The 1,089-nt window shown below is 66.5% G+C and carries 1 protein-coding gene; it reads right to left on the minus strand.

Annotated features, from left to right (window positions below; all coding sequences use genetic code 11):
* Window positions 1–1,029, minus strand: a 1,029-nt coding sequence (locus EN935_RS37325; RefSeq protein ID WP_127374308.1) for a glutamine synthetase, incomplete at its 3' end; no start/stop codon positions are given.
* Window positions 1,030–1,089: the final 60 nt, after the last annotated feature.

Genomic DNA, 1,089 nt, shown 5'->3' on the forward strand with positions numbered 1-1,089 from the left:
TCCTTGCGCATCTGTCCGACGGTGACGATCGGCGGCCCGGTACTCGATGTTGTACTGCCGCGCCGGATCGCGCCCGCCGATCGTCACCGTCGGACAGATGCGCAAGGATGCCTCGCGGTCGCGGTCGGCAAGCCAGGTGTAGGACGAGCTCCAGCTGTGCGGCTTCAGCCGGTAGTAGGACGACACGCTCGACGCCGTCATGGCGGTGATGCCAGGCAGATGACGCAGCACACCGGCGCAGAAGGCGCCGGCTTTGGCGGAAAGGCCGCCGGGCAGCGCCGCATCGTAAGTCACCGGCTTGCCGGCCTCGTCGACGAAGCTAAAATGGATGTGGATGCCGTTGCCGACGGCGTTCGGCGCTGTCTTGGGCGCGAAGCTTGCACGCCAGCCGGCATTGCGCGCCAATTCGCGCGTGATTTCGCGGATGGCGACGGCGCGGTCGGCCGCCGTCAGCGCGTCCGCCGGCTCGTGCGTCACTTCGAACTGCTCGTCGCCAAATTCGGCGATGACCACTTCGGGCGCGACACCTGCCTCCTCCAGCGCCGCCATCAGATTGGGCGCAAACGGGTCGGCGCGGCGCAGTGCGGCGAAAGACATCGAATGCGCCGGCGCGAAGCCGCCATCGGCGACATGGAATTCATGCTCGAAGGCGGCGATGACCGAGAGGCCGGTCGCGGCCTTCAGCTCGGCCAGCGCGTTTTTCAGCATCGTGCGCGTGCAGCCGAGCCACGGGCTGCCGTCGAGTTCGACGATGTCGCCGGCGACCATATCGAACGGCGTCGCCGATCCGGTGTGTGTCGTGCGAAAACGCGCCTTGAGATCGGGGATCAGCCGCAGGTCGCCCGACGAGCCCCAGGGGTTGGGATCGACGATCGAGTTGAACGGCGTCAGCGACAGATTGGCCTGCAGCCAGCCGACGCCGGTCGTGGCGGTTTTCTGCAACTTGCTTTCGGCAACGAAGCGGCCCCGCGTAACGGCGGAGAGATCCGTGGTGACGACGGCAACCAAAGGCTCGACGGTCGATGTCATGCCGTTTTTTCCAAAGCGTTGAAGCGGGCGACGACCGTGTCGGTGTCGGTGACCCAGCAG

The sequence above is a fragment of the Mesorhizobium sp. M7D.F.Ca.US.004.03.1.1 genome (genome assembly GCF_003998635.1).
In the GTDB taxonomy this organism is placed as follows: Bacteria; Pseudomonadota; Alphaproteobacteria; order Rhizobiales; family Rhizobiaceae; genus Mesorhizobium; species Mesorhizobium loti.